This is a genomic window from Corticibacter populi (assembly GCF_004217315.1).
Classification (GTDB): domain Bacteria; phylum Pseudomonadota; class Gammaproteobacteria; order Burkholderiales; family Burkholderiaceae_C; genus Lampropedia; species Lampropedia populi.
Genome location: NZ_SGWR01000003.1, coordinates 568,357 through 588,299, shown reverse-complemented (window position 1 = coordinate 588,299; position 19,943 = coordinate 568,357). Strand labels below are relative to the sequence as shown.

The following is a 19,943-nucleotide window of genomic DNA, read 5'->3' as shown; positions in this document are numbered from 1 at the left end:
GCGGCTGATTCCGGCAGGCACACTGGTGGCCAGCTGCCACCGGCATGCGAACACGCGGCAGCAACTGGACTTCCATCATTTCTTCTTGGCAGCAGCGGCCCTGGTGGTGGCAGCCGCCTTGCTGGCCTTCTTCGGCGCTGCCTTGGTGGCCGTAGTCACCGGCGCGGTCTGTGCCACCGGCGCGACAACCGGCGGCTGATAAGCTTCATTGAAAGCCGTCTGCTGCGGACTGACGCAGGCATCGGCCAAGCGCTTGCCGACCTTCTGGTTCATCAGCATGGACTTGGTGGCCACCTGCAGCCAGATCACACCGCCATCGGCGTCTTCGAGGCGAATCGCTCCGGTGGTGGTGGTCACCGGCTTCATGCGGTATTTGAAGCCCTGCCCTTCAAGCAGGAATTCGCGCGCGTTGTCGGGGTCGACGCTCACCGTCACATGGGTATTGCCGCTGCAGGGGAAGCGCCCCAGCTGCACTTTGCTGATGACGTAATCGACACCGGTAAGCTGACGGGTCTGCGCGGCAGCCAGCGCCGTATCGGCGGTCGCGGAAGTGGCCTGCGGCGGCGCCTGCACCAGTGCGGGGGCCTGGGGCTCGGCCGCGGCCTGCGTGGTGATGACGGGGTCGTCCGTCTTGCGGGTGAAGGCCAGCAGCGACGAGGAGTCGCAGCCTGTCAGGGCCAGTGCCAGAAGTGTGATTGCGGGGATGCCAGTACCAAATCGCATATGAGTCCTGCTGTGGGGGGTAAAACGCGGTGTTCCGTCCATCGGATTCAGGGAGCGGGCGAATCGTTCAACCAGTGCCGCACCAGCGTTGGCAGCGGCTGGCCCGTACGCCAGGCCCGCTCGAGCACCTGCCAGTAATAACGGTAGCTGGCACGATCGTGCAGCACCCCCTGAAAACTGATGGGCGCCCATTGTGCCGCATGGGCAGCTTCGATGATTTGCACCGCCTCGTCAATGGCCTGTTGCCGTGGCGCAAAAGCCGCGAGAATGGGCCGGATCTGCGCCGGGTGAATGCTCCACATGCGGGTATAGCTCAACTGCCGGGCCTGCTGCGCGGCATGGCGTATCGCCTGCGGATCGGCAAACTCGGTAACCACGCAATGCGAAGGCGTCTTGCCATGGGCATGGCATGCCGCTGCCAGCGCGAGCTTCGCGCGCAGCACCATCGGGTGCTGGAACTGCCCTTGCGAGTCCATGGCCTCGGCATCAATGGCGCCGCCATGGGCCGAGACGAAATCCATCAACCCGAAACTGAGCGACTGCACCCGCGGGTGCGCTGCGATCTCGAAGGCATGGTGCACTGCCAGCGGCGACTCGATCAGCACATGCAGCGGCAGTGCCTGGCCGCCAGCCTGATCCACCAGCTGTGCTGCCCGTGTCACGTCGTCCGGCCCCTCCACCTTGGGCACCATCACATGGCACAAGTGCGCGGCGGCTTCGCCGACGATGGTTGCCACATCGTCCTCGAAGGCGACATGGCCCGGGGCATGCACACGCACCGCCACCCGCATGCCTGGCCGCGCCTGGCGGGCCAGTGCGGCCACTGCCTGCGCGTGCGCATGCTCGCCACCAACCGGCGCGCCGTCCTCGCAGTCGAGCGTGACGTCGAACATGCAGGTGCCACCGAACTCCTCGGCCAGCTCGGCCTGCAGGCGCAGGCTTTTTTCCATGCGTGCCGGCACGCCACTGTAGTGGTCGCACACCGGCAGCACCATGGCAGCGGCCTGCGCGCCCAGCAGCACGGCTCGGGGATGGTCACTGGCGAACGACATGGTGGCGATGGTGGGCAGAAAGACAGCTACTGGGGCGGCAGGGGTTGAGAGGCCATTGCAAAACGGGGCGCCAGCGGCGCCCCGGCTGCATGTCTTACAGCAAGTGCTTGACGCCGTCCTGCTCACCGAGCAGTTCGGCCAGCGTCTTGTCCAGGCGCTCCTGGCTGAAGGCGTCGATGTCCAGGCCTTCGACGATCTTGTACTTGCCGTTCTCGGTGATGACCGGGAAGCCGAAGATCACGTCCTTCGGAATGCCGTATTCACCATTGGAAGGCACGCCCATGGTGACCCAGTGGCCGTTCGAGCCCAGGGCCCAGTCATGGATGTGATCGATGGCGGCGTTGGCAGCCGAGGCGGCCGAAGACAGGCCGCGCGCCTCGATGATGGCGGCGCCGCGCTTGCCGACGGTGGGCAGGAACACGTTGGCGTTCCATTCCTGGTCGTTGATCAGGTCCTTGACCGACTTGCCGCCGATGGAGGCGAAACGGTAGTCGGCATACATGGTGGGCGAGTGGTTGCCCCAGACAGTGAGTTTCTCGATCTCGCCAACCTTGCCGCCGGTCTTAGCGGCGATCTGGCTGGCGGCGCGGTTGTGGTCCAGGCGCAGCATGGCGGTGAAGTTCTCGCGCGGCAGGCCAGGCGCACTCTTCATCGCGATGTAGGCATTGGTGTTGGCAGGGTTGCCCACCACCAGCACCTTGACGTCGCGGCTGGCGACCTTGTCCAGCGCCTTGCCCTGGGCCGTGAATATCTGGGCATTGGCAGCCAGCAGATCGGCACGCTCCATGCCAGGGCCGCGCGGCCGGGCACCGACCAGCAGCGCGTAGTCGGCGTCCTTGAAGGCCACTTCCGGATCGCCAGCGGCAACGATGCCCTCGACCAGCGGGAAGGCGCAGTCTTCCAGCTCCATGATCACGCCCTTGAGCGCCTTCTGAGCCTTCTCATCCGGGATTTCCAGCAATTGCAGGATGACGGGCTGGTCCTTGCCCAGCATCTCGCCGGATGCGATACGGAACAGCAGGGCGTAACCGATCTGCCCGGCTGCGCCGGTAACGGCAACACGGACGGCTTTTTTGCTCATAGGGATCTCCACAAAGGATTGAGATGAAAGAAACATGAACGCTTGCACCGGATCGTTCGGACGCCACCGCCAGACTGGCCTGAAGGCGCTGCCCAATGCGACCGCAACTCGCCACCACGGCTGGCAAGCGCTTGAGGGGAAACCGGTCGCGCATTCTACTCGGTTTTTTCCACGACGCCAACTTGTCTTATGTCTTATATAAGATGTTGCTTTCCCCTTGCCGATTCCTTAGAATCGCCGACATTGTGACGTGCTGCGCGCAGATTCAACTGCCTGCCAGGCACCCCTCCTCCATCCATTGCCGGCCACAACACCCGCTCCACAACCGATCTCGTCAGGCCGCCACGTTTGATGTGGCCGCCGCCCCCGCACCATGGCCGAAGCCCCCGGAATCAGCAAATCCATCGAAGACGCCAGCAATGGCACCAGCGCGCCGCTGGCCGTGCCCGCCTTCAGCCCGCTGTATCGCCAGATCAAGGGGCTGCTGCTGCAAAGCCTGCAATCGGGCCAGTGGCAGCCGGGCGAAGCCATTCCCAGCGAAATGGAGCTGGCGCAGCAGTTGCGCGTCAGCCAGGGCACGGTGCGCAAGGCCATCGACGAGTTGGCCGCCGAGCACCTGCTGGTGCGCAAACAGGGCAAGGGCACCTTCGTTGCCACCCACACCGAACGGCATGTGCAGTACCGCTTCCTGCGGCTGCGCCCGGACGCCGGCGGGCTCGACGAGGAAGGTCCGGCCCAGCGCCACATCCTGCACTGCCGGCGGTTGCGCGCCAATGCCGAGATGGCCCAGCAACTGGCGCTGCGCAGCGGCGATGCCGTCATCCACATCCGCCGCACGCTGTCAATGCAGGGCACGCCCACGGTGCTCGAGGACATCTGGCTGCCCGCCCATGCTTTCAAGGGCATCAGCGCCGCCCAGATCACCGACTACCAGGGGCCCACCTACGCCTTGCTGGAGAAGGAATACGGCGTGCGCATGATCCGCGCCAACGAGAAGCTCAAGGCCATTGCCTGTGCCGATGAAGCCACTGCGGCATTGCTGCAAGTCGCGGTCGGGACGCCGCTCCTGAGCGTCGAGCGCACCACCTATACCTACAACGATGTCCCGATGGAGGTGCGGCGCGGCGTCTACCGCACCGACACCCATCACTACCACAATGAAATCAACTAGATATATCGTCCGCGGCGCGTCTTCCTGAACCCGGGTCGCCCCGGCACGGACAGCATTTGGAGCCAATGTCGGGCCGCCCCCGGCACATTCGCCGAGCTTGCGACTAAAATCCGGTCGTTTGTCCTGATCGAAAGTATCCAGCCCCCAGCCTCAGAAAGCACAACACTCCCATGAATGAAGTCGCAAAGAAACGGCCAGAGTTCCGCAACATCCACCTCCTCAACGATGTGCGCGGCTACCGCATGCCTCCGGCAGCCATCCTCTCGATCCTGCACCGCATCAGCGGTGTCATCATGTTCGTCCTGCTGCCATTCGTGCTGTGGATGTTCGACCGCTCGCTGGCCTCGCCACAAAGCCACGCCGAGCTCACCAGCATCTTCCGCGAGGGGCTGTGGATCTTCCCGGGCTTTCTGGTCAAGCTGGGCGCGCTGGTGCTGATCTGGGCCTACTTGCACCACATTTGCGCCGGCCTGCGCTTTCTGTGGCTGGACATCGATCACCACGCCGTCAACAAGCAGACCGGACGCAGTTCGGCGCTGGCTTCGTTCGCCATCAGCCTGGGCCTGACGGTCGTCCTCGGCGCCAAACTGTTTGGCCTGTATTGATCACGCACATCGCAAGGAGAACACAATGGCAGTCAATTACGGTTCGCGGCGCCTGGTCGTCGGTGCCCACTACGGCCTGCGCGACTGGCTGAGCCAGCGCATCACCGCCGCCCTGATCGTGGTCTACACCCTGGTGCTGCTGGCCCAGGTGCTGATCGGCAGCGGCCCGCTCGACTACACCGCCTGGCATGCGATCTTCAGCAGCCAGTGGATGCGCATCCTGACCTTCGTGGTGGTGGTTGCGCTGCTCTGGCACGTCTGGGTGGGCGTGCGCGACATCTGGATGGACTACGTGCAGCCAGTGGGCCTTCGCCTGGCACTGGACGTATTCACCATCGTCTGGCTGATCGGCTGCGCCGGCTGGGCCTTCCAGACCCTCTGGCGTCTCTGAGCCCCGCCCCAGGGCGGCCGGCCAAGCGTGCCGCGCCACCCCACCGACCAAGCCCCCACGTTGAAGCATCCATTCACTCCAATACCATGAGCTATACCAAAGCCAACATCATCACCCGCAAGTTCGATGCCGTCATCATCGGCGCGGGTGGCTCGGGCATGCGCGCCGCGCTTGAACTCTCCAGGGCCGGCCTGTCGGTCGCATCGCTCTCCAAGGTCTTCCCGACGCGCTCGCACACGGTGGCGGCGCAGGGCGGCGTCTCGGCATCGCTGGGCAACATGAGCGAAGACAACTGGCACTACCACTTCTACGACACCATCAAAGGCTCGGACTGGCTGGGCGACCAGGACGCCATCGAGTTCATGTGCCGCGAGGCACCCAACGTGGTGATCGAGCTGGAACATTTCGGCATGCCGTTCGACCGCAATCCGGACGGCACCATCTACCAGCGCCCGTTCGGTGGCCACACCGCCAACTATGGCGAGAAGCCCGTGCAGCGCGCCTGCGCTGCGGCCGACCGCACCGGCCACGCCATGCTGCACACGCTCTACCAGCAGAACGTCAAGGAGAAGACCAACTTCTTCGTCGAGTGGATGGCGCTGGACCTGATCCGCGATGCCAGTGGCGACGTGGTGGGCGTCACCGCCATCGAGCTGGAAACCGGCGATCTCTACATCCTGCAGGCCAAGGCCGTACTGCTGGCCACCGGTGGGGCTGGCCGCATTTTCGCCGCCTCGACCAACGCCTTCATCAACACGGGCGACGGCCTGGGCATGGCCGCGCGCGCCGGCATCCCGCTGCAGGACATGGAGTTCTGGCAGTTCCACCCGACCGGCGTGGCCGGAGCCGGTGTGCTGCTGACCGAAGGCTGCCGCGGCGAGGGCGCCATCCTGCGCAACAGCGATGGCGAGCGTTTCATGGAGCGCTATGCGCCGACCCTCAAGGATCTGGCGCCGCGCGACTTCGTCTCGCGCTCGATGGACCAGGAAATCAAGGAAGGCCGCGGCTGCGGTCCCAACAAGGACTACATCCTGCTGGACATGACCCACCTGGGCGCCGAGACCATCCACAAACGCCTGCCTTCGGTGGAGGAGATCGGCCACAACTTCGCCAACGTGGACATCACCAAGGAGCCGATCCCCGTGGTGCCCACCATCCACTACCAGATGGGCGGCATCCCCACCAACATCAACGGCCAGGTCGTCATCAAGACGGCCGCCAGCAATGCCGACGTGGTGCACGGTCTCTACGCCGTGGGCGAATGCTCCTGCGTGTCGGTGCATGGCGCCAATCGCCTGGGCACCAACTCGCTGCTGGACCTGCTGGTGTTCGGCAAGTCGGCCGGCAAGCACATCGTGCAGACCGTCAAGGCGCAGCACGAGCACAAACCGCTGCCCGCCGATGCGGCGGATCGCACGCTCGCGCGCCTGAACCGCCTGCAGGAATCCAACAGTGGCATCTACTCGCAGGACATCGCCGGAGAGATCCGCCAGAGCATGCAGCAGCACGCCGGCGTGTTCCGCACCCAGAAGGGCATGGACGAGGGCGTCATCAAGATCAACGCGATCCGCGAGAAGGTCGCCGAGGTCACGCTGCAGGACAAGTCCAAGGTCTGGAACACCGCCCGCATGGAGGCGCTGGAAGTCGACAACCTGATCGAGGTCGCCCAGGCCACCATGACCTCGGCAGCGGCGCGCCACGAATGCCGTGGCGCCCACACGGTGTACGACTACGAGCACCCTGCCGATCACCCTGACTTCCCGCTGGGCCGCAACGACAAGGAATGGCTCAAGCACACGCTGTGGTACAGCGAGGGCAACCACCTGGACTACAAGCCGGTCAACCTCAAGCCGCTGACGGTGGACTCCGTGCCGCCCAAGGTCCGCACCTTCTGATCGACCGCCGCAAGAAGCCCAGCCTCACGAGAGAAGACCACCATGACTATTCGCCAATTCAAGATCTACCGCTACGACCCGGATGTCGATGCCAAGCCGTACATGCAGGATGTCGAAATCGAGCTCGACGGCCATGAGCGCATGCTGCTGGACGCGCTGGTCAAGCTCAAGGCCAAGGACCCGTCGATCGCCTTCCGCCGCTCCTGCCGCGAAGGCGTCTGCGGCTCCGATGCAATGAACATCAACGGCAAGAACGGCCTCGCGTGCCTGACCAACATGAACACGCTCAAGGGCACCATCGTGCTCAAGCCGCTGCCGGGCCTGCCGGTGATCCGCGACCTGATCGTGGACATGACGCAGTTCTTCAAGCAATACCACAGCATCAAGCCCTACCTCATCAGCGAGCACCTGCCGCCCGAGCGCGAGCGCCTGCAGTCGCCCGAGGAGCGCGAGGAACTCAACGGCCTGTACGAGTGCATCCTGTGTGCCAGCTGTTCGACGAGCTGTCCGAGCTTCTGGTGGAACCCCGACAAGTTCGTCGGCCCGGCAGGCCTCCTGCAGGCCTACCGCTTCATCGCCGACAGCCGCGACGACGCCACCGGCTCGCGCCTGGACAACCTGGAAGATCCGTACCGCCTGTTCCGCTGCCACACCATCATGAACTGCGTCGACGTCTGTCCCAAGGGCCTGAACCCGACGCGTGCCATTGGCAAGATCAAGGAACTGATGGTGCGCCGCGCCGTCTGACTCCATCCCTCAACCAGCAGCCGCGAGCCGATACGCCATGCCAGAGAGCACAAGCACCAACGCCGAGCGCCTTCTCACGGACCTGGAGTTGCGCAAGCTGCACTGGCGCAGCCGCCGAGGCCTGCTGGAGAATGACCTGCTCATCGAAAAGTTCTTTGCCGACCACGGCATCCGCCTCAATCTTGCCCAGGGCGATGCCGTGACGGCTTTGATGAACCTTGCCGACAACGACTTGCTCGACTTGTTGCTCAGACGCAAGGAATTGCAAGGAGACCTCGATACGCCCCTCGTCCAGCAGGTGCTGGACTGGATGCGACCTCCTCCGGTCGCATCGGGTGCGCATCGCAGTGCATAGCCTTCACCCCGTCCGGAAGCCGCCTTCCCCCAGCCAGCCGCCCTGCGCGGCACAGCCACTGCGAAGCCCGGCCCCGGCCAACCCTTTACGACATCCCGGCCCACGCAGGGCAGCCGCCCGAACGACAGAGGCCATATCAAAGGAAGGTAAACATGAAGCTCTCAGATAACAAAGCGACGCTGTCATTCAGCAACGGCAAAAGCCCTGTCGAACTGCCGGTTTACGAGGGTACCGTCGGCCCGGACGTCATCGACATCCGCAAGCTGTACGGTCAGACGGGCATGTTCACCTATGACCCGGGCTTTCTCTCCACCGCCTCGTGCCAGTCGGCCATCACCTACATCGACGGCGACAAGGGCGAACTGCTCTACCGCGGCTACCCGATCGAGCAGCTCGCCGTCAACTGCGACTACCTGGAGACCTGTTACCTGCTGCTCTACGGCGAGCTGCCCAACGCCGCGCAGAAGGAAGAGTTCGACCAGCGCGTCACGCGCCACACCATGATCAACGAGCAGATGCAGTTCTTCCTGCGTGGCTTCCGCCGGGATGCGCATCCGATGGCCATCCTCACCGGCCTGGTGGGCGCGATGTCGGCCTTCTACCATGACAGCACCGACATCAACAACCCCGAGCACCGCGACATCGCCGCGATCCGCCTGATCGCCAAGCTGCCCACGCTGGTGGCCATGGCCTACAAGTACGGCGTCGGTGCGCCCTACCAGTACCCGCAGAACAACCTCAGCTACGCCGGCAACTTCCTGCGCATGATGTTCGGCAACCCCTGCGAGGAATACAAGGTCAACCCGGTGCTCGAGCGTGCCATGGACCGCATCTTCATCCTGCATGCCGACCACGAACAGAACGCCTCGACCTCCACCGTGCGTCTGTGCGGCTCCTCGGGCACCAACCCGTTCGCCGCCATCGCCGCCGGCGTGGCCTGCCTGTGGGGCCCGGCCCACGGCGGTGCCAACGAGGCCTGCCTGAACATGCTCGAGCAGATCCAGGCCAGCGGCGGCGTTGCCAAGGTCGGCGAGTTCATGGAGAAGGTCAAGGACAAGTCCTCCGGCGTCAAGCTGATGGGCTTTGGCCACCGCGTCTACAAGAATTACGACCCGCGCGCCAAGCTGATGCAGGAAACCTGCAACGAAGTGCTGGCCGAGCTCGGCCTGGAAAAGGACCCGCTGTTCGCACTGGCCAAGCAACTCGAGAAGATCGCACTGGAAGACGACTACTTCGTGCAGCGCAAGCTCTACCCGAACGTCGACTTCTACTCCGGAATCGTGCAACGCGCCATCGGCATCCCGGTCAACCTCTTCACCGGCATCTTTGCGCTGGCCCGTACGGTGGGCTGGATCGCCCAGCTCAACGAGATGATCTCGGACCCCGAGTACAAGATCGGCCGTCCACGACAGCTCTTCACCGGCCACACCACCCGCACCGTCAAGCCGCTGGCCGAACGCGGCTGATCGATCCGCTCCAATCAAAGGGCTGGTCGCTCATCCCCAGGGACCAGACCCTGCCGCACCAAAGACAAGGGCGCCCAATGGGCGCCCTTGTCTTTGGCTGCCACTACCGCTACTTGCTTCTTGCGTTGCATCGGGCGTTTTCAATTTTGGAGACGGGTGCGGCCTCTCCTGATAGTGTAGATCTGTACGGACTGGCGAACCACCCGGGCCGCTTGGGCCAGGTCGGCGGAACGGTGCAGCAGGAACGCTTTCTTCCGGATCGCGTTGGCCCGCTCGGCCTGCGCGTTCTGATAGCAGTCGTAGCCGTCGGTCATCGAGCAGGCCATGCCGTGACGTCGGTGGATATTCTGGTAGTCGTGGGAACAGCACTGGATACGTCGCCCAAGTGATGCACCAGCGCCTGTTGCGTCTGCCGGCCTTTCAATGCCGCCCCCAGCGCGGCTGAGCTGCGCGGCATGCAAGCTGTCGTGCAGATGCTGACCCACGATCTTGCGCGACCACCGACAGCTCAAAGCCAGCGTGTAGTCACGCTGTGTGCGTTCGACATCTGATTCCATCGACTCGCTTTTTCTTACAGGAAAAGGTGTCAACCCTGGGTATAGGACGGGTCATCGCCATGAAAAAAGCCCGCAAACACAAGGTTTGCAGGCTTTTTCGTGTTCCAGGAGCCGGCTGAATCCGTCCGGGAAGATGCGCGGCGACTCAACCGCCGCGGCGCATCATGTCGAAGAACTCGTGGTTGTTCTTGGTCTGCTTCATGTTCTTGAGCATCAGCTCCATGGACTCGATCTCGTCCATGTTGAAGAGGAACTGGCGCAGGATGCGGGTCTTCTGCAGCACTTCCGGAGCCAGCAGCAGCTCCTCGCGGCGTGTGCCGCTCTTGGAGAGGTCGATGGCCGGGAACACACGCTTCTCGTAGAGACGGCGGCTCAGGTGGATTTCACTGTTGCCGGTGCCCTTGAACTCCTCGAAGATCACCTCGTCCATGCGGCTGCCGGTGTCGACCAGCGCAGTGGCGATGATGGTCAGCGAACCACCCTCCTCCACATTGCGGGCCGCGCCGAAGAAGCGCTTGGGCCGATGCAGCGCATTGGCATCGACACCGCCGGAGAGCACCTTGCCCGACGAGGGCACAACATTGTTGTAGGCGCGCGCCAGCCGGGTGATGGAATCCAGCAGGATCACCACGTCCTTCTTGAGCTCGACAAGGCGCTTGGCGCGCTCGATCACCATCTCGGCCACGTGCACATGGCGCGCGGCGGGCTCGTCGAAGGTCGAGGCGATGATCTCTCCGCGCACCGTGCGCTGCATCTCGGTGACTTCCTCGGGGCGCTCGTCGACCAGCAACACCATCAGGTGCACGTCCGGATTGTTGGCAGTGATGGCATGGGCGATGTGCTGCATCATCATGGTCTTGCCACTCTTGGGCGGAGCGACGATCAACGCCCGCTGGCCGCGGCCGATCGGCGCGATGATGTCGATGATGCGGCCGGTGATGTTTTCCTCGCTCTTGATGTCGCGCTCGAGCCGCATCTGCTCCTTGGGGAACAGCGGCGTGAGGTTCTCGAACATCACCTTGTGCTTGTTCTGTTCGGGCGGGCCGCCATTGACGGCATCGAGCTTGGTCAGCGCGAAATAGCGCTCACCATCCTTGGGCGTGCGCACTTCGCCCTCGACCATGTCACCGGTGTGCAGATTGAAGCGGCGCACCTGGCTCGGCGAGATGTAGATGTCGTCGGTGCTGGCGGTAAAGCTGGTGTCGGGGCTGCGCAGAAAGCCGAAGCCGTCGGGCAGGATCTCGAGCACCCCATCGGCAAACACCTGTTCGCCAGCCTTGGCGCGCTTTTTGATGATGGCGAACATCAGCTCCTGCTTGCGCATGCGACCCGTGTTCTCGATGCCCAGGTCTTCGGCCTGCTTCAATACTTCGGACACGTGCAGTGCCTTGAGCTCGTTCAAGTGCATGAATTGGTTCTCCAGAGAGGAGAGAGGATGGTGAAAGAGGGAAAGGGGATTGGCCGGTGGAACCTGCGGATGCAGTTCAGAGGCGCCTGAAGTGTGCGGGGCCTGGGCCAACCTTCAGGAAAACGCCTGTCGGGGAGACAGGCTGCGGTTCAGATTATGGCAGGATTTGCCAGCCAGGGGCAAGGTGTTGCGAAAAATTGCCCTCGGGCCGGGCCTTTGTGGCGAAAAGCCCGCAAGCATGAACAGCGACAGGAGGCTGTTCAGGATTCTTCCTGCGCCGTGACAGACCGTGAGCGGCGCCCAAGCCGTGTGCCACAGCGGCACACGGCCCACGTAGCGGACCAGGGCGGTACGGGCTTCCACAGGTCCCGGCCGCATGCTGCGGCCAGCCCGTGGGGAACCATCAGCTCAGCGCGCCGTCGATGAAAGCTTGCAGCTGCGCCTTGTTGGATGCGCCGACCTTGGTGGCCACTTGCTGGCCATCCTTGAAGAGGATCAGCGTGGGAATGCCACGGATGCCGAACTTGGCAGGCACGTCCCGGTTCTCATCGACGTTGATCTTCTTGATGGCGAGCTTGCCCTGATAGGCCGCTGCCAGTTCTTCAAGCGTCGGCGCGATCTGGCGGCACGGGCCGCACCATTCGGCCCAGAAATCCAGCAGCACGGGGGTGGACGACTGCAGAACGTCAGCGTCGAAGCTGCTATCGGTGATGTGGGTGATCAGGGAACTGGACATAGACGAATCTCGCAGGAATCTCGCAGAAATGGAAAAAGCGGATCGCATGGATGCATGCGCTTTGCCGAATTCTGACAGAAGTTCGCCAAGACCGCAGGCAAGCGGCGACAGCGACGCACCCGCAAAAAGGCTGTGAACCCGGTTTCGACAGGCTGCGGCGACGCGCCGACCGCACACAACCGGACTCAACGCCCCCGCAGAAACAGCTGATCCAGCGCCGACATGGACAGTTGCCGCCAGGTCGGCCGACCGTGGTTGCACTGGTCCGAGCGAGGCGTCGCCTCCATCTGGCGCAGCAGCGCATTCATCTCGGCGAGCGTCAGCTGCCGGTTGGCCCGCACCGAGCCATGGCAGGCCATGGTCCCCAGGATTTCGTCGCGGGCACGCTGCAACACGGTGCTCTGTTCATGCTGGGCCAGTTCGGCGAGCACGCTGCGCGCCAGCTCGACAGGATCGGCCTGGCGCAGCTCGGAAGGCACGGTGCGCACCGCCAGCTTGGCCACCGACAGCGCCGTCACCTCCACGCCCAGCTGGCGCAACACTTCGGCATGCTTTTCCGCCGTGGCGATCTCCAGTGCCGTGGCCATGAAGGTGGCGGGGATCAGCAGCGGTTGGCTGGGAATGTGGCGTGCCTGCATCAAGGCCTTGAGGCGCTCATAGACGATGCGCTCGTGGGCGGCATGCATGTCCACCACCACCAGGCCCTGGCGGTTCTGCGCAAGTATGTAGACGCCGTGCAATTGTGCCAGTGCCCGCCCAAGCGGCCAGTCGGTCGCCGCAGCATCGTCCGCTGCAGGCACTGGCGATGCCGCAGCCGGCAGTACTGCCGTATCGGCAGCCCCAGCCCACTCTGGCAGGCGCTCGCTCGCCTGGGCGGGCGATGCCGTGGTAGAAGCATAGGTCAGGCCATGCGCGTCATCTCCATCCGCATCGCCGGGCTCTCGCGGTGCGGCGCGGAACCCATCCTGCACCGCTGCCTGTGCGCCACTATCGCCACTATCGCTACCGTCCTCGGCTGCCCCCCAGAGCGCAGCCAGGGCACGACGCGTCTCGGCAATACCGGCGCCAAAGCCCAGGCGCTGCTGCGCGCCTTCCACGCGCCAGGGCGCCGCGCTGGCCGGTACCACACCTTCACCTTGCCCCGGCAGGAAGGCCGGCTGCTGGTCACCGGCCGGGGCTGGAATGCCAGCACCGTCGTCGGCAGGCAGGGCGCGTGAAGGCGCCAGCGCCAGGTCGAGCGCATGGCGCACCGCCTGGTGCACCAGGCGGCCATCGCGAAAACGCACCTCGATCTTGGTGGGATGCACGTTCACGTCCACCTGCGCCGGATCGATCTCGACGAACAGCACGTAAACCGGCTGGCGCTGGCCATGCAGCACATCCTCATAGGCAGAGCGGGCTGCATGGGCAATGGTTTTCTCCCGCACATAACGGCCATTGACATAGCTGAACTGCTGGTCGGCGCGGCTGCGCGAGGCCGTGGGCATGCCGGCTCGGCCGTAGACGCGCACACCAGCCTCCTGATGATCGACCGGCACCGAATGCTCGATGAAATCCGCCCCCATCACTTCGGCGATGCGCTTGTCCAGGCTGGCCTGGGCGATCTCGGCATGGTCGGCAGCCGTGGCATGCGCGAGTGCGCGCCATTGCTGCTGCAACTTGCCGCCATGCCAGATGGCAAACCCAACGTCCGGGCGCGCCAGCGCGTGGCGACGCACGGCCTCCAGGCAATGGGCGAATTCGGTCTGCTCGGACTTGAGGAACTTGCGGCGCGCCGGCGTGGCAAAGAATAGCTCCTTGACCTCGACCGTGGTGCCCACGGCCCGGGCGGCGGGCTCCAGCTCGCCGCTGCGGGCATCGAGCAGCAACGCTGCCGTGGCCTCCCCGGTGCGCGAGACCAGCCGCAACTCGGCCACCGAGGCAATGGCGGCCAGCGCCTCGCCACGAAAGCCCATGGTCTCGACCGATTCGAGGTCATGCAACGAGCGGATCTTGCTGGTGGCGTGACGACGGATCGACAGCCGCAGATCGCGCTCGCCCATGCCGCGGCCATCGTCCTCGAGCGCGATCAGGCGCACGCCTCCGGCAATCAGGCGCAGCCGGATGTCGGTAGCGCCGGCATCGAGCGCGTTGTCGAGCAGTTCACGCACCACCGAGGCCGGACGCTCGATCACCTCGCCGGCGGCGATCTGGCTGATCAATTCGTCCGGCAATTCCTCGATGGGACGGACGGGGCTGATGGCAATGCGCATGGGAACTTCCGGATGGGGCGAACGCAAAACGGACGCGAAAGAGGGTATGAGCATCGATTGTAGGGAGATCGCGCGGAAGCATCACAAACGCCCATCACCGGCATGGACTCCAGCACCTTTTGCCGACGAGGCGCCAAACGGGCTGCATCCTGGCACGAATCTCGCATGAATCCGGCATGGGTCTGGCTTGTGGGTGTGGTCTTGCGCATAATCCGCACCAGAGACCGCCGCGATCACCGCGGCTACCGCTTTCACTTGCCCACCGTTCGTCCTACCATCCCCGATCCGCACGTCCCACCGCACCTGAGCGACCAGGAACCCGCATGAACTTCCCTGCATACACCCCCTCCGCAACCGATACCGCCGCCGGCCTGAACCTCCAGGCCCACTGGATGCCCTTCAGCGCCAACCGCAACTTCCACAAGGATCCGCGCCTGATCACCGCGGCCGAGGGCAATTGGCTGATCGATGCACAGGGGCGCAAGGTCTTCGATGGCCTCTCGGGCCTGTGGTGCTGCGGCGCCGGCCATGCGCGGCGCGAGATCCAGGAGGCCGTGGCGCGCCAGCTCGGCACGCTGGATTATTCGCCGGCCTTCCAGTTCGGCCATCCGCTGTCCTTCCAGCTGGCCGAGCAGGTCGCCGCGCGAATGCCCGAGCCGCTGCAGCACGTATTCTTCACCAACTCCGGCTCGGAGTGCGCCGACACCGCCGTGAAGATGGCGCGCGCCTACTGGCGCCTCAAGGGCCAGCCTGCCAAGACCCGGCTGATCGGCCGCGCCCGTGGCTACCACGGCGTCAACATCGCAGGCACCAGCCTGGGCGGCATCGGCGGCAACCGCAAGATGTTCGGCCCCTGGCTGGACGTGGACCACCTGCCGCACACCCTGCAACCGGAGCTGGCCTTCACGCGCGGACAGGCCGAGACCGGCGGCGTGGCGCTGGCCAATGAGCTGCTCAAACTCATCGAGCTGCACGATGCCTCGAACATCGCCGCCGTCATCGTCGAGCCGATGTCCGGATCGGCCGGCGTGATCGTGCCGCCGCAGGGCTATCTGCAGCGCCTGCGCGAGATCTGCGACCAGCATGGCATCCTGCTGATCTTCGACGAGGTCATCACCGGCTTCGGTCGTCTGGGCAAGGCCAGCGGCGCGGAGTATTTCGGCGTCACGCCCGACCTGATGAACGTCGCCAAGCAGCTCACCAATGGCGCCATCCCGATGGGCGCGGTGATCGCCTCACGCGAGATCTACGACACCTTCATGCAGCAGTCCTCGCCCGAGCACCTCGTCGAGTTCGGCCACGGCTACACCTATTCGGCGCACCCGGTGGCCTGTGCGGCGGGCCTTGCCACGCTGGAGCTGATGCAGCGCGATCAGTTGATCGAGCGCGCCGCAGCCCTGGCGCCGCATTTCGAGTCGGCCCTGCATGGCGTGCGCGGCGCCCGCCATGTCATCGACATCCGCAACTGCGGGCTGGCCGGTGCCATCCAGATCGCGCCGCGCGACGGCGATGCCGCCATCCGTCCGTTCGAGGCCGGCCTGGCGCTGTGGCGCAAGGGCTTTTACGTGCGCTTTGGTGGCGACACACTGCAGTTCGGCCCCACCTTCACCAGTTCGCCCGCCGAGCTCGACCTGATGTTCGACGCGGTGGGCGAAGCCCTCAACGCCGTGGCCTGAGGATCGTTTCACGGCTTTGGGTGGCTCGATCCGTCACGGCCGTCCATCAGCGCAGGTGGACGGCCATCTGTCCGAGAATCTGTTCCGAGTGCCTGTTCTGAGCGCGCTTCAGCGCTCGATCGGCAGTGCCAGGGTCTCCTTGACTTCTTCCATCACCACATAGCTGTGGGATTCGGCCGCCACCGGCAGCTTCTTGAGAATGTCGCCGAGCAGGCGCCGGTATTCGCGCATGCCGCCCAGCCGCGCCTTGACCAGGTAATCGAAACCGCCGGAAACCAGGTGGCATTCCTGCACATCCGGCACGTGCAGCAGTTCCTTGCGCACCTGCTCGAACACCTCGGCCGACTTGGACGAAAGCTTGATCTCGACGAACACCAGCAGCGTCTTGCCCAGCGCCTGCGGCGACACGCGGGCGAAGTAACCGGTGATCACACCCGTGCGCTCCATGCGCCGCACCCGCTCCGAGCACGGTGAGGTCGACAGCCCGATGCGTTCGGCCAGCTCGGTCATCGAAATACGGCCTTCGCGCTGCAGGATGGCGAGAATCTTGCGGTCGATCCGGTCGATCCGGTCGATCCGGTCGATCCGGTCGACCTTGGCGCCCGCCTCCATGCCGGCGGACACATGATTTTCACTTCGGACTGGCACGAAATCTCCACAAAGAAAGATAAAACAGCTGATCAATCGATAAAAAACAGTGAATATTACTGCCATCCAATCCATAAACTTCCATATTCATTGGCATATCAGGCAGAAAACGATGGAAGTCATTGTCCTTGGTGGTGGCGTCATTGGCGTCACGAGCGCGTATTACCTGGCCCGCGCGGGCATGCAGGTCACTGTGATCGAGCGCGAGTCCGCGCCTGCGGAAGAGACCAGTTTCGGCAACGCCGGCCAGGTCTCGCCCGGCTATTCCACGCCCTGGGCCGCGCCCGGCATTCCGCTCAAGGCCATCCAATGGCTGTTCAAAAAGCACGCGCCGCTGGCCATCCGTGCCGATGGCAGCCTGTTCCAGCTGCGCTGGATGGCACAACTGCTGCGCAACTGCTCGGCCGAACGCTATGCCATCAACAAGGAGCGCATGATGCGCGTGGCCGAGTACAGCCGCAGCTGCCTGCAGCAGTTGCGCGCGGACACCGGCATCGAGTACGAGCAGCGCACCGGCGGTACGCTGCAGCTCTTTCGCTCCCAGGCCCAGCTCGATGCCGTGCAGCGCGACATTGCCGTGCTGGAGGAATGCGGCGTGCCCTACCAGTTGCTCGGCCGCGACGAACTCGCCAGCGTCGAGCCGGCGCTGGCACAGGCGCGCGAACGCTTGGCTGGCGGATTGCGCCTGCCCCACGATGAAACAGGCGACTGCCGCCTGTTCACCCGTGCTCTGGCCAGCATGGCCAGCCAGTTGGGCGTGCACTTTCGCTTCGAAAAAAGCGTCGACGGCCTGTGTACCGAGGGCGGACGCATCACCGGTGTGCGCCTGGCCGATGGCGAGGTGCTGCGCGCCGACCGCTACGTCATGGCTTTCGGCAGCTATTCGCGCGCGGCGCTGCTCCCGCTCGACCTCGATCTGCCGGTCTATCCGGTCAAGGGCTATTCGCTGACCGTGCCGCTCATCAATCCGGACCTGGCTCCGCAATCGACGGTGCTCGACGAAACCTACAAGATCGCCGTCACTCGCTTCGACCAGCGCATCCGCGTCGGCGGCATGGCCGAGCTCGGCGGCTTCGACCTGCGGCTCGATCCACGCCGCCGCGCCACGCTGGAGATGGTGGTGGCCGACCTTTTTCCGGGCGGCGACATTCCCAGCGCCACCTTCTGGACGGGTCTGCGCCCGATGACGCCCGACGGCACGCCCATCATCGGCGCCACGCGCTACCCCAACCTGTTCCTCAACACCGGCCACGGCACGCTGGGCTGGACCATGGCCTGTGGCTCGGGCCGCCTGCTCGCCGATCTGGTCAGCGGCCGCCGTCCCGAGATCAGCACTGCGGGCCTGGGCGTCAAGCGCTATGACCGGCACCGCCAGACCGGTGCGGCCCACCAGCCGGCAGCGCCCGCAGCCTGAAGAGGCTGCGCACCAGCGGGCCCCGCCTCAGCAACACGGAGACGGACACGGATTCGGATGCCATCTTTGCACCGCATTCATTCATCGCAATAGAATAGAGAATAGTTTTCATTTAACGCACTATTCACGCGACGTCTTCGCATGTCCTCCCTGATTGCCGCCGAGCCCGACATCGAAAGCATCTACCAGCACCACCACCGGTGGCTGGTGGCATTGCTCAACAAGAAGGCCGGCAACCGCTTTGATGCCTGCGAACTGGCGCACGACGTGTTCGTGCAATTGCTGCGAAAACCCCGCCAGTTCGACAGCTTTGACGGCACCCGCAACTACCTCAGCCGCATGGCACACGGCCTGTGCACCGACATGCAAAGGCGCCGCGCGCTGGAACAGGCGTGGCAGCAAGCCGTGGCCCTGCGCCCGCCCGAGATGGTGCCATCGCCGGAGCAGCGTGCCATCATCCTGGAGACGCTGGCGGATGTCGCCGCCATGCTCGAGCGCCTGCCGGCAAAGGCCGCCCGCGCGTTCGTGCTGGTACACGTGGAAGGACTGCGCTACGGGCAGGTGGCCGGGGAGCTGAAAGTATCCGAACGCATGGTCAAGAAATACATCGCGCAGGCCATGCTGCACTGCGCGCTGATGCGCGGTGAACTGCTGGCGGCCCTGCCCGGCTGAGGCGTTGCCAGGATGAAGATCGACCAGCAAAGCCTGCAATCGGCCGCCGAATGGTATGCCACGCTGCTGGCGGACGATGCCAGCGCCGCCGACCAAACCCGCTGGCGGGCCTGGCTGGCACAAAGCCCGGTCAACCGCCAGGCCTGGGCGGAAATCGAGGCCATCGCCCGGCAATTCCAGTGGCTGCAGCAAGCCCCGGCGCAGCGCCAGACGGCGTCGAGCACCCTGCAGGCCGTGCACCGCATAGGTCGGTCTGCAGGCTCGCGCCGCAAGGCCTTGCGCAGCCTGGCATGGCTGGCCGGCTGCGGCCTGACGGGCTGGTTGGCCTGGCGGCACACGCCGCTGCAGCACGGCATCGTCGCCCGCCTGGCCGATCACCATACCGAGGTGGGCGAGACTCGCGCGCTGCGGCTGGCCGACGGCACCCGCGCCTGGCTCAACACGGCAAGCGCACTGGATGTGCGTTATTCGGCGACGCAGCGCGACCTGCTCCTGATGGCTGGCGAGGTCCTGATCGAGACCGCCGCCGATCCGGACCGCACCTTCATGCTGCACACCCCGCACGGGAAGATGCAGGCATTGGGTACCCGTTTTGGCGCCCGTCTGCTCGACAACAGCACCCAGCTGGCCGTGTACGAAGGAGCGGTGCGCATCCACACCAGCGCCACGCATGCCACCACCACGCTGCAGGCAGGCCAGCAGGCGCAGTTTGACCGCCAGGTCATCGGTGCCGCCAGGGCCGTGCCCGCCGACACGCCATCATGGCCGAGCGGCATGCTGATCGCACACGACATGCCGCTGGCGCAGTTGGTGGCGGAACTTGCGCGTTACCGCCGCGGCCGCATCAATGTGGCGCCGGAGGTCGCCAGCCTGCGCGTGCTCGGCACTTATCCGCTGGGCGATACGGAGCTTGCATTGCAGCTGCTGGAGAAATCGCTGCCCATCCGCATCAGACGCACGCTGCCGTGGTGGGTGTCGATCGTTGCGCCCTGAAGAACAGGCTGCCCGCGGGCAAAGCCGGTCTTTGGCGTGGCAGCAAAAGACACAAAAAATTACACAATCTCCGCCGCGAGCCGTTCCCTTTTCCGGCATTC

The 19,943-nt window shown here is 64.7% G+C and carries 19 protein-coding genes; 11 read left to right on the top strand and 8 right to left on the bottom strand.

Annotated features, from left to right (window positions below; translation table 11 throughout):
- Positions 1-75: 75 nt before the first annotated feature.
- From EV687_RS13535 to EV687_RS13525, 3 genes are all read right to left on the bottom strand, one after another.
- Complete coding sequence (locus tag EV687_RS13535; RefSeq protein ID WP_122227631.1) at positions 76-723, bottom strand: hypothetical protein; 648 nt, start codon at positions 721-723, stop codon at positions 76-78.
- Between the two features lie 47 nt (positions 724-770).
- Entirely contained in the window at positions 771-1,775 is a 1,005-nt protein-coding gene (locus EV687_RS13530) for an HpcH/HpaI aldolase/citrate lyase family protein (RefSeq protein WP_122227634.1), read from the bottom strand.
- Between the two features lie 94 nt (positions 1,776-1,869).
- A complete protein-coding gene (locus EV687_RS13525) occupies positions 1,870-2,856 on the bottom strand; it encodes a malate dehydrogenase (protein WP_122227638.1) in 987 nt (328 codons plus the stop codon).
- A 373-nt stretch (positions 2,857-3,229) separates the two neighbouring features.
- Here EV687_RS13525 and EV687_RS13520 point away from each other — a divergent pair, with 373 nt between their 5' ends.
- The 7 genes from EV687_RS13520 (at position 3,230) to EV687_RS13490 (ending at position 9,486) form a co-directional block, all read left to right on the top strand.
- The gene (locus EV687_RS13520) at positions 3,230-4,027 is read left to right on the top strand and encodes a GntR family transcriptional regulator (protein ID WP_122227640.1); all 798 of its coding nucleotides are present in this window, start codon (positions 3,230-3,232) and stop codon (positions 4,025-4,027) included.
- 170 nt (positions 4,028-4,197) lie between these two features.
- Entirely contained in the window at positions 4,198-4,632 is a 435-nt protein-coding gene (gene sdhC, locus EV687_RS13515; RefSeq protein ID WP_122227643.1) for a succinate dehydrogenase, cytochrome b556 subunit, read from the top strand.
- A 25-nt stretch (positions 4,633-4,657) separates the two neighbouring features.
- Positions 4,658-5,023, top strand: a complete 366-nt coding sequence (gene sdhD / locus EV687_RS13510; protein ID WP_122227646.1) for a succinate dehydrogenase, hydrophobic membrane anchor protein — start codon at positions 4,658-4,660, stop codon at positions 5,021-5,023.
- 86 nt (positions 5,024-5,109) lie between these two features.
- Positions 5,110-6,918 carry a succinate dehydrogenase flavoprotein subunit gene (sdhA, locus tag EV687_RS13505; protein WP_122227649.1) on the top strand — a complete coding sequence of 603 codons (1,809 nt, stop codon included), beginning with the start codon at positions 5,110-5,112 and terminating at the stop codon, positions 6,916-6,918.
- Positions 6,919-6,960: 42 nt separating this feature from the next.
- Positions 6,961-7,665: a succinate dehydrogenase iron-sulfur subunit gene (locus EV687_RS13500; protein ID WP_122227652.1), complete on the top strand. Its 705-nt coding sequence runs from the start codon at positions 6,961-6,963 to the stop codon at positions 7,663-7,665.
- 37 nt (positions 7,666-7,702) lie between these two features.
- Complete coding sequence (locus EV687_RS13495) at positions 7,703-8,020, top strand: FAD assembly factor SdhE (protein WP_122227655.1); 318 nt, start codon at positions 7,703-7,705, stop codon at positions 8,018-8,020.
- A gap of 152 nt (positions 8,021-8,172) precedes the next feature.
- Positions 8,173-9,486 (top strand): citrate synthase, encoded by a 1,314-nt coding sequence (locus tag EV687_RS13490; RefSeq protein WP_122227658.1) that lies wholly within the window; start codon positions 8,173-8,175, stop codon positions 9,484-9,486.
- Positions 9,487-9,626: 140 nt separating this feature from the next.
- Here the strand turns inward: EV687_RS13490 and EV687_RS19425 are convergent, their stop codons facing one another.
- The 4 genes from EV687_RS19425 to mutL all read right to left on the bottom strand — a co-directional run bounded on the left by EV687_RS19425 (position 9,627) and on the right by mutL (position 14,439).
- On the bottom strand, positions 9,627-10,043 hold the full coding sequence (locus EV687_RS19425; protein WP_122227661.1) for an integrase core domain-containing protein: 417 nt from the start codon (positions 10,041-10,043) through the stop codon (positions 9,627-9,629).
- 145 nt (positions 10,044-10,188) lie between these two features.
- Positions 10,189-11,451 (bottom strand): transcription termination factor Rho, encoded by a 1,263-nt coding sequence (gene rho / locus EV687_RS13480; protein WP_122227664.1) that lies wholly within the window; start codon positions 11,449-11,451, stop codon positions 10,189-10,191.
- Positions 11,452-11,854: 403 nt separating this feature from the next.
- Entirely contained in the window at positions 11,855-12,187 is a 333-nt protein-coding gene (gene trxA, locus EV687_RS13475; protein ID WP_122227667.1) for a thioredoxin TrxA, read from the bottom strand.
- A gap of 185 nt (positions 12,188-12,372) precedes the next feature.
- Positions 12,373-14,439 carry a DNA mismatch repair endonuclease MutL gene (gene mutL / locus EV687_RS13470; protein WP_122227670.1) on the bottom strand — a complete coding sequence of 689 codons (2,067 nt, stop codon included), beginning with the start codon at positions 14,437-14,439 and terminating at the stop codon, positions 12,373-12,375.
- Positions 14,440-14,762: 323 nt separating this feature from the next.
- Between mutL and aptA the strand changes: the two genes are divergently transcribed.
- A complete protein-coding gene (gene aptA / locus EV687_RS13465; RefSeq protein ID WP_122227673.1) occupies positions 14,763-16,115 on the top strand; it encodes an omega-aminotransferase AptA in 1,353 nt (450 codons plus the stop codon).
- 108 nt (positions 16,116-16,223) lie between these two features.
- Here aptA and EV687_RS13460 read toward each other — a convergent pair whose 3' ends face one another.
- Positions 16,224-16,691, bottom strand: a complete 468-nt coding sequence (locus EV687_RS13460) for a winged helix-turn-helix transcriptional regulator (protein ID WP_122228924.1) — start codon at positions 16,689-16,691, stop codon at positions 16,224-16,226.
- Between the two features lie 169 nt (positions 16,692-16,860).
- Here EV687_RS13460 and EV687_RS13455 point away from each other — a divergent pair, with 169 nt between their 5' ends.
- The 3 genes from EV687_RS13455 (at position 16,861) to EV687_RS13445 (ending at position 19,842) form a co-directional block, all read left to right on the top strand.
- Positions 16,861-18,177 carry a D-amino acid dehydrogenase gene (locus EV687_RS13455; protein ID WP_341273266.1) on the top strand — a complete coding sequence of 439 codons (1,317 nt, stop codon included), beginning with the start codon at positions 16,861-16,863 and terminating at the stop codon, positions 18,175-18,177.
- Positions 18,178-18,318: 141 nt separating this feature from the next.
- Complete coding sequence (locus tag EV687_RS13450; protein WP_122227679.1) at positions 18,319-18,849, top strand: sigma-70 family RNA polymerase sigma factor; 531 nt, start codon at positions 18,319-18,321, stop codon at positions 18,847-18,849.
- 12 nt (positions 18,850-18,861) lie between these two features.
- Positions 18,862-19,842 (top strand): FecR domain-containing protein, encoded by a 981-nt coding sequence (locus EV687_RS13445; protein WP_130466522.1) that lies wholly within the window; start codon positions 18,862-18,864, stop codon positions 19,840-19,842.
- The last annotated feature ends 101 nt before the right edge of the window (positions 19,843-19,943 follow it).

Bases quoted from the DNA above. Each gene is read 5' to 3' on its own strand.
- EV687_RS13535 (WP_122227631.1), bottom strand. From the start codon at position 723: ATGCGATTTGGTACTGGCATCCCCGCAATCACACTTCTGGCACTGGCC.
- EV687_RS13530 (WP_122227634.1), bottom strand. From the start codon at position 1,775: ATGTCGTTCGCCAGTGACCATCCCCGAGCCGTGCTGCTGGGCGCGCAG.
- EV687_RS13525 (WP_122227638.1), bottom strand. From the start codon at position 2,856: ATGAGCAAAAAAGCCGTCCGTGTTGCCGTTACCGGCGCAGCCGGGCAG.
- EV687_RS13520 (WP_122227640.1), top strand. From the start codon at position 3,230: ATGGCCGAAGCCCCCGGAATCAGCAAATCCATCGAAGACGCCAGCAAT.
- sdhC (WP_122227643.1), top strand. From the start codon at position 4,198: ATGAATGAAGTCGCAAAGAAACGGCCAGAGTTCCGCAACATCCACCTC.
- sdhD (WP_122227646.1), top strand. From the start codon at position 4,658: ATGGCAGTCAATTACGGTTCGCGGCGCCTGGTCGTCGGTGCCCACTAC.
- sdhA (WP_122227649.1), top strand. From the start codon at position 5,110: ATGAGCTATACCAAAGCCAACATCATCACCCGCAAGTTCGATGCCGTC.
- EV687_RS13500 (WP_122227652.1), top strand. From the start codon at position 6,961: ATGACTATTCGCCAATTCAAGATCTACCGCTACGACCCGGATGTCGAT.
- EV687_RS13495 (WP_122227655.1), top strand. From the start codon at position 7,703: ATGCCAGAGAGCACAAGCACCAACGCCGAGCGCCTTCTCACGGACCTG.
- EV687_RS13490 (WP_122227658.1), top strand. From the start codon at position 8,173: ATGAAGCTCTCAGATAACAAAGCGACGCTGTCATTCAGCAACGGCAAA.
- EV687_RS19425 (WP_122227661.1), bottom strand. From the start codon at position 10,043: ATGGAATCAGATGTCGAACGCACACAGCGTGACTACACGCTGGCTTTG.
- rho (WP_122227664.1), bottom strand. From the start codon at position 11,451: ATGCACTTGAACGAGCTCAAGGCACTGCACGTGTCCGAAGTATTGAAG.
- trxA (WP_122227667.1), bottom strand. From the start codon at position 12,187: ATGTCCAGTTCCCTGATCACCCACATCACCGATAGCAGCTTCGACGCT.
- mutL (WP_122227670.1), bottom strand. From the start codon at position 14,439: ATGCGCATTGCCATCAGCCCCGTCCGTCCCATCGAGGAATTGCCGGAC.
- aptA (WP_122227673.1), top strand. From the start codon at position 14,763: ATGAACTTCCCTGCATACACCCCCTCCGCAACCGATACCGCCGCCGGC.
- EV687_RS13450 (WP_122227679.1), top strand. From the start codon at position 18,319: ATGTCCTCCCTGATTGCCGCCGAGCCCGACATCGAAAGCATCTACCAG.
- EV687_RS13445 (WP_130466522.1), top strand. From the start codon at position 18,862: ATGAAGATCGACCAGCAAAGCCTGCAATCGGCCGCCGAATGGTATGCC.